The organism is Brevundimonas sp., from assembly GCF_018608325.1.
Taxonomy (GTDB): Bacteria; Pseudomonadota; Alphaproteobacteria; order Caulobacterales; family Caulobacteraceae; genus Brevundimonas.
The window spans coordinates 1-6,201 of record NZ_JABAZW010000149.1 but is presented as its reverse complement, the minus strand read 5'-3'; the positions used below and the strand labels follow the sequence as shown (position 1 = coordinate 6,201).

Annotated in this window: 8 protein-coding genes; 4 read left to right on the top strand and 4 right to left on the bottom strand. The window is 65.2% G+C overall.

Going from position 1 to position 6,201, the window contains the following annotated elements; translation table 11 throughout:
- A partial coding sequence (locus QZ281_RS14765; protein ID WP_292229703.1) for a cold shock domain-containing protein occupies window positions 1-132 on the top strand: 132 nt, incomplete at its 5' end.
- A gap of 70 nt (window positions 133-202) precedes the next feature.
- Here QZ281_RS14765 and QZ281_RS14760 read toward each other — a convergent pair.
- Window positions 203-1,099, bottom strand: a complete 897-nt coding sequence (locus tag QZ281_RS14760; protein WP_292229634.1) for a DMT family transporter — start codon at window positions 1,097-1,099, stop codon at window positions 203-205.
- 139 nt (window positions 1,100-1,238) lie between these two features.
- Here QZ281_RS14760 and QZ281_RS14755 point away from each other — a divergent pair, with 139 nt between their 5' ends.
- Entirely contained in the window at window positions 1,239-2,015 is a 777-nt protein-coding gene (locus QZ281_RS14755) for a transglutaminase family protein (protein WP_292229632.1), read from the top strand.
- 4 nt (window positions 2,016-2,019) lie between these two features.
- Here the strand turns inward: QZ281_RS14755 and QZ281_RS14750 are convergent, their stop codons facing one another.
- Together QZ281_RS14750 and rpmB are read right to left on the bottom strand one after the other, a co-directional pair.
- The gene (locus tag QZ281_RS14750) at window positions 2,020-3,762 is read right to left on the bottom strand and encodes a M1 family metallopeptidase (RefSeq protein WP_292229630.1); all 1,743 of its coding nucleotides are present in this window, start codon (window positions 3,760-3,762) and stop codon (window positions 2,020-2,022) included.
- A gap of 115 nt (window positions 3,763-3,877) precedes the next feature.
- Window positions 3,878-4,174: a 50S ribosomal protein L28 gene (rpmB, locus tag QZ281_RS14745; protein ID WP_292229629.1), complete on the bottom strand. Its 297-nt coding sequence runs from the start codon at window positions 4,172-4,174 to the stop codon at window positions 3,878-3,880.
- A 231-nt stretch (window positions 4,175-4,405) separates the two neighbouring features.
- Here rpmB and QZ281_RS14740 point away from each other — a divergent pair, with 231 nt between their 5' ends.
- On the top strand, window positions 4,406-4,915 hold the full coding sequence (locus QZ281_RS14740; RefSeq protein WP_292229627.1) for a DUF3617 family protein: 510 nt from the start codon (window positions 4,406-4,408) through the stop codon (window positions 4,913-4,915).
- Window positions 4,916-4,918: 3 nt separating this feature from the next.
- On the opposite strand, the gene QZ281_RS14735 is transcribed toward QZ281_RS14740, so the two are convergent.
- Complete coding sequence (locus QZ281_RS14735; protein WP_292229625.1) at window positions 4,919-5,443, bottom strand: XRE family transcriptional regulator; 525 nt, start codon at window positions 5,441-5,443, stop codon at window positions 4,919-4,921.
- Window positions 5,444-5,522: 79 nt separating this feature from the next.
- Here QZ281_RS14735 and QZ281_RS14730 point away from each other — a divergent pair.
- On the top strand, window positions 5,523-6,201 hold a 679-nt coding region (locus QZ281_RS14730; RefSeq protein WP_292229623.1), incomplete at its 3' end, for a hypothetical protein.

The window sequence follows — 6,201 nt, the reverse complement described above, 5'->3', positions numbered from 1 at the left end:
TCCGACGTGTTCGTGCACGTCACCGCCGTTCAAAAGGCGGGCCTTCAGGGGCTCGATGAGAACGCAAAGGTCGAGTACGAGCTGGAAAACCAGCGCGGCAAAACCTCGGCGATCGACCTCAAGCTTCTCTAAGAGTTGCTGAGCACATAGTTTCAGAGGCAGGCGCGGAAGCTACGGCTTCCGCGCCTGTTTTGTTTTTGGATTATTCGGCCGTGCGGGCTTTCAGCGTGGCGCTACGCTGGGCCAGGACGACAGCGCCCAGAACCAGCACCCCGCCGATGGCCTGAACCGGCGTCAGGGTCTCATGGAAGATCCACCAGCCCAGCAGGCCTGCCACGACCGGCTGCACCAGAATGGTCACGGCGGTGATGGAGGCGGGCAGACGTCCCAGCGCCCAGGCCACGCCGCCCTGTCCAAAGACGTGCATGACACCCATGGCGATGCAGGCGGCCCATCCGCCCAGGCTGGCGGGGATGATGTTCTCGCCCAGCGCCAGGGCCACGATCAGCAGCAGGGGCGTGCCGACCAGCGTGGCCCACAGGGTGATCTGCATGGCGCCGGACGTGGCGCGCGCCGCCTTCACCGCCAGGAAATAGCCGGAGTACCAAAGGGCGACCGAGACGCTGAAGATGTCGCCCAGCATGGGGTTGGTCCCCTGACCGCCGTCAGCCCCCGCCGCCATTGCAAAGGCGCCGCTCATGGCCAGGGCCAGGGCGACCAGAAACAGCCGGTGCGGCTTCTCCTTCAACACGAACCAGCCGAACAGGGTGACCACCACCGGCGTCAGGTTGCACAGCACCGTCGCATTGGCGACCGAAGTCATGACGATGCCGTAGTGCCAGAAGCTGAGGTCCAGGGCGAAGAACAGACCCGCGATCAGCGCCCATTTTGACGGTTTGGCGGCCAGTCCCTTTGGCTCGCGCGCCGCCAGCAGGGTCAGCAGCGGCAGGGCGAACAGAAATCGCCAGAAACCCGCCGCCGCCGGTCCCGTCTCGGTCAGGCGCACCAGAATCGGCGCCAGGCCCAGCACGCAGGCGGAGAAGACCAGAACGATCAGGGCGAACGCGCGGGGGGAGGGGCGCGGCAGGACGGCGGACATGGCGGGGTCTTAGCCCTCCCTGCGGCTGGACGCCACAGGGCGGCTGTGCCATCGGGTTCAGGCGTTCAGACATTGAACGGCCTCAGTCGCATGGCGTTGGGGCGGCGGTCCTCGCCATCTCCTACAGTCCGGTGACTTCATGAAACTGCGCGTCCGCGCCGAGCTTGTTTACCGTTTCGATCCGCCCACCGACGCCATCTACAAGATTCAGGTCGCGCACTGGCCGGGGCAGGACATTCTGCACGAAAGCCTGACCTTCGACCCGCCGGTCGAGGCGCATGAGGATGAGGACGTCGATTTCGGCGCCCGGACCCTGCGCTGCCATGTCTCGGGCGAGGTCAAGCTGACCTATGAGGCGGTGGTCGAGAACGGGGTGCTGAAGGGCCTGCCGCCCGACGTGTCACAACATGACTGGGGCGATCTGCCCGCCGAGGTTCTGCCCTATCTGCAGCCCAGCCGTTATTGTCCGTCGGACCAGTTCGGGCGGTTTGTGACGCGTGAGTTCGGCGACACCGCGGGCGGAGCGCGGGTGCTGGCGATCCTGAACTGGATCAGCGCCAATATCGACTATGAGCGCGGGGTGTCGGACACTGAAACCACGGCGGCGCGCACCTTCATCGACCGGGCGGGCGTGTGCCGTGACTTCACCCACCTGGGCATGACCCTGTGCCGGGCCTCGGGCATTCCGGCGCGGGCGGTCAGCGCCTATGCGTTTGAGCTGAGCCCGCCCGACTTCCACGCCATATTCGAGGTCTGGCTGGATAACGGCTGGGGGCTGGTCGACGCGACGGGGCTGGCGCCGGTCGAGGGACTGGTGCGGATCGCCTGCGGACGCGACGCAGCGGACATCGCCTTCCTGACGACCCAGGAACGCTGCGCCTTCGTGCGCCAGTCGGTGACGGTGGAGGCGGCGTAGGGGCCTATTTCGCCGCCGCCTGCTCCGTCCGATAGGCCTGATAGGCGTCGATGAAGTCCAACTGGCGCAGCAGCTTGTTGTCGGGGTCGATCAGCACATGGGCGCCGTTCGGCACCGTGATCTCGCCGCGTCCGCCGGTCATGGCCAGCGTGCGCACCCGTCCGTCGATCTCGATCTCCACCGGCATGGGGAAGGGCTCGCCGTCGCCGGTGGTCCAGTGCAGTTTCAGCCGTCCGCCCTCGCGCGTCTCGTTCAGCACCGGCAGGGCGGCGTTGTAGAGATAGCCGCGGAAGAACCAGCCATAGTCCTTGCCGGTCACATCATTGACGATGTTGAGGAAGTCCTGGGTCGAGCGATAGAGGGGTGCGAAATTGCCCGGCCGTGGATCGGGCCGTCCGTACACCAGCCGCGTCAGGGCCTTATGGAAGGCTTCGTCACCGATCAGCATCCGCAGCGAATGGCTGATCAGCGAGCCCTTGGAATAGATGTCGTTGCCGGGGCCGTTCTCTGAATTATAGACCTCGCCCTCGGTCTTGGGGCTGCCGGATACGACGGGATACTTGTTGATCAGGCCGCGCCTCTGGTCGGCCAGTTCGGTCTGCATATAGCGGTCGCCGTGCAGCCAGCGGCCATACAGCGGCTGCATATAGCTGCCCAAACCTTCGTGCAGCCACATGTCGTCAGCGTTCTGATTGGTCAGTTGATTGCCGAACCATTCGTGGGCGAACTCGTGCTGCAGCAGCCAGTCATAGCCGCGTCCGTCCAGCTTGTACTCATTGCCATAGGCGTTGATGGTCTGGTGCTCCATGCCCAGGTGCGGGGTCTCGACCACGCCCATTTTTTCGTCGCCGAAGGGATAGGGGCCGACTGTCGCCTCGAAGAAGTCCAGCATCTTGGGGAACTCGGCGAACAGGGCCTGAACCTTGGCCGGATCGTCGGTCTTCAGGTGCCAGTAGGTCATCGGGATCGTGTTGCCGAACCGGCTGGCGTAGTCGGCGGTGACCTCTTCATACGGGCCGATATTCAGGGCGACGGCATAGGTGTTCGGTTGTTTCGCGGTCCAGTTCCAGGTGGTCCAGCCGTCTCCATGGTCGTGTTTGCCCAGGAAGCGCCCGTTGGACGGCGCCGACAGGCTGGACGGCACGGTGATGTGCAGGTCGACCCGGCCCGGTTCTCCGTGCGGGTTGTCGATGCAGGGCCAGAACAGGTCGCAGCCCTCGCCCTGAACCGCCGTGGCGATCCACGGCTCGCCGGACGGGGCGGTGGACCAGACGAAGCCGCCGTTCCAGGGCGCGTGGGGGGCGACGCGCGGCTGGCCCGCATAGGCGATACGCAGGCTGGTCTTGCCGCCCGTCTGCAACGTCTGGGGCAGATCGACCGTCAGGCGGCCTTCCGGGTTGCTCCAGCGCCCCGATGCGACCTCAATCCCGTCCACCTGCACGGAGGAGATGGCCAGCAGGGTGTCCAGTTCGACCACCAGCCGATCCAGCGGGGCCAGGGCGGTGAAGTCGAGCACGGCGACGGCGTCGATGGCTTTGTCGTCGGGGATCACCTTGATCGACAGGTCCGCCTTGTCGAACTGCATGACCAACTGTTCCGCCGTGCGCGGCTGGTCGGTGGCCAGTGTGAAGGCGGTCGATTCGCGCGGCGTCTCGCCTGCGGCTTCGCTCTGGGCCGATATGGCGCCTGCGCTCAAGGCCAGAATGGATGCGGCTGTCGCCGCCATGCGAGAGATATGAGTTTGCATTCGGCCATCGCCCCCGTTGGTGAACAGGCAAGGGATAGGCCGTCAGGTCAAAAGGGCAAAGAAAAAGGCCGACGTTTCCGCCGGCCTTTTCCAGAATAGGTTCAGCAGTCGCTGATTAGGCGGCGGCTTGCTCGGCCAGCTTGGCCTTGACCTGGCGCTTGATGCGCTGAGCGGCGATCGAGAGCTGCTCGTCGCGTGCCTTGACGATGAAGATGTCCAGGCCGCCCTTGTAGTCCAGGGTGCGCAGCGCAGCGTTCGAGATACGCAGGCTGAAGGTCTGGCCCAGCGAGTCCGAGGTGAGCTTGACCGTCTTCAGCGACGGCAGAAAGCGGCGCTTGGTCTTGATGTTCGAGTGGCTCACGTTGTGGCCGACCATCGGGCCGATACCGGTGAGTTCGCAACGACGCGACATCGTCAGATCCTTAAGGTGCGGCGGCCGGTCCCAAAGCGGGGAACAGACGCGTGAAACAAGTACGCGCGGGAGATAGCCCGCGCGAGAGGGGGCCGTATAAGGGATCAGCCTGTTCGGCGTCAAGCCGAGTCTTGGCTGTTTGGTGCGCCGGGTGCGACTCTGACGAGTCTGCACGGCAGGGAACCCTAGCGTTCAGCCGCCATTCAATTCCCGTGCTGCATAGATCATATCATGAAGATGAAAGCTGAACAGAAGGCCGCCATGTCCCGTCTGACCCTGTCTCATAAGGCTCTGGCCGTACTGGCGCCCGTGCTCGCGGGCGGCTTCATGCTGGCCACGCCTGCGATGGCGCCTGCCCAGACGGCGGCGCCGAACGCCGCCCAAAGCGAAGTCCTGCCCGGTTTCTGGGAATACACCACCAACGCCGTGGGCCAGCGTGAGACGCTTCAGAAGTGCGTGCGCCCCAGCGAGATCAACCGATTCTTCGGCGGCATCTCGACCAACAAATGGCGCTGCACCTATCCGACTCGCGTGGTCGGCGACGGCAATGCGCGGTTTGAGGGCACATGCTCGGACCACAAGAACCGCCGCATCAATGTGCGCCTCAGCGGGACCTATACTGAAACCAGCTTCAGCTTCCGGGGCGGCGCCCAGGTCGTGCGCGGCACCCCCTATATCCCCGCCAGCATCACCGCGCGCCGCATCAGCGCCCAGTGCCCGGCCAACGCCGAGTATTTCTGAGCTTCACCAGCCGGTGCAGCGATAGAATCGGACCACGCTCTCGCCGCGATTGGCGAAGGCGTGGGGCTGGTTGCTTGCGAGCAGATAGCCGTCCTGCCGGATGAAGACCGGGCCTGAATCCAGCTCCAACGTCAGTTCCCCCTCCAGCACGAACAGCATGACGTGCCAGCCGTCAGGGTCGGGCGCGGCCTGATAACGGTCGCCCGGCTCCAGCCGCCATTCCCAGGCATCCACCTCGCGCCGCACGGCCACGCTCCAGCGCAGCGTGCCGGTTCCCCCCTGTTCGCCGGTCCAGCCCAGTTGATCGACGACGGTGCTGCGGGGAAGGGCCGGATCGGTGACCAGTTCAGCCAGGGTCGCATCCAGCGCCATGCCGATCCGGTCCAGCGTCGCCGTGCTGGCGCTGGTTGTCCCGCCCTCAATGGCGCCGATCATGCGGAGACTGACGCCTGATGCCTCGGCCAGCCCCTTCTGGTTCAGGCCCGCCGCCTGACGTCGCGCGCGGACATTTTCGGCGACGAAGGTCATAAAGGCGGGCGTCACTTGACTCGGCAAAATATTGCTTTCTATGTGTCGGCAGTATTTTGCTTATAGCCGATGGCTCCCCATGTCGCCAATCCTCAGAACCGCCGTGTCCCTGATCGCCCTGTGCGTCGCGCCCGGCGTGGTCATGGCGCAGGAGGCGACCCCGCCGCCCGTGGTGTTGACCCATGATCAGGCCGTCGAAGACGTGCAGCTTGCCATCGACGCCTTCGAGGCGGCCCTGCCCAACATCTACTGGCACCAGACGCCGCAGAACTGGGCGCAGGCCAAGGCGGCGGCCCTGGCGCGGATCGGTCAGACGAATGATCCGGTCCGAATCTATTCAATCCTGACCGTCCTGTCGGGCCAGATCGGAGAGGGTCATCTGACGGTCAGCCTGCCCAAGGGGATGCCCGCGCAGCTGAGGGCACAGACCGCGGGCCTGCCGCTTGATCTGCACTGGAGCACGGACGGTATCTTCGTCGCCAAGGGCTATGGCGAGGCTGAAAACCTGCCGGTCGGCGCCCGCCTGCTGTCGATCAATGGCGAAGGCTACGATGTTCTGCTGGCCGAACTGATGTCGATGACCTCGCACGACGGCCATATCGCCACTGGCGCAATGCGCGACGGCAAGGACGGCCGCTATGCGATGTGGAGAAGCCGTCTGCGCGGGCCTGAAACCCGGTTCGCCCTGCGTTACCTCACCCCGGACGGCCAGACGCTGGAGCGGACGGTCGCCGCCCTGCCGTTTGCGGATCGGGCCG

Coding starts and splice junctions, on each gene's coding strand:
- QZ281_RS14760 (WP_292229634.1), bottom strand. CDS start 1,099: ATGTCCGCCGTCCTGCCGCGCCCCTCCCCCCGCGCGTTCGCCCTGATC.
- QZ281_RS14755 (WP_292229632.1), top strand. CDS start 1,239: ATGAAACTGCGCGTCCGCGCCGAGCTTGTTTACCGTTTCGATCCGCCC.
- QZ281_RS14750 (WP_292229630.1), bottom strand. CDS start 3,762: ATGCAAACTCATATCTCTCGCATGGCGGCGACAGCCGCATCCATTCTG.
- rpmB (WP_292229629.1), bottom strand. CDS start 4,174: ATGTCGCGTCGTTGCGAACTCACCGGTATCGGCCCGATGGTCGGCCAC.
- QZ281_RS14740 (WP_292229627.1), top strand. CDS start 4,406: ATGAAGATGAAAGCTGAACAGAAGGCCGCCATGTCCCGTCTGACCCTG.
- QZ281_RS14735 (WP_292229625.1), bottom strand. CDS start 5,443: ATGACCTTCGTCGCCGAAAATGTCCGCGCGCGACGTCAGGCGGCGGGC.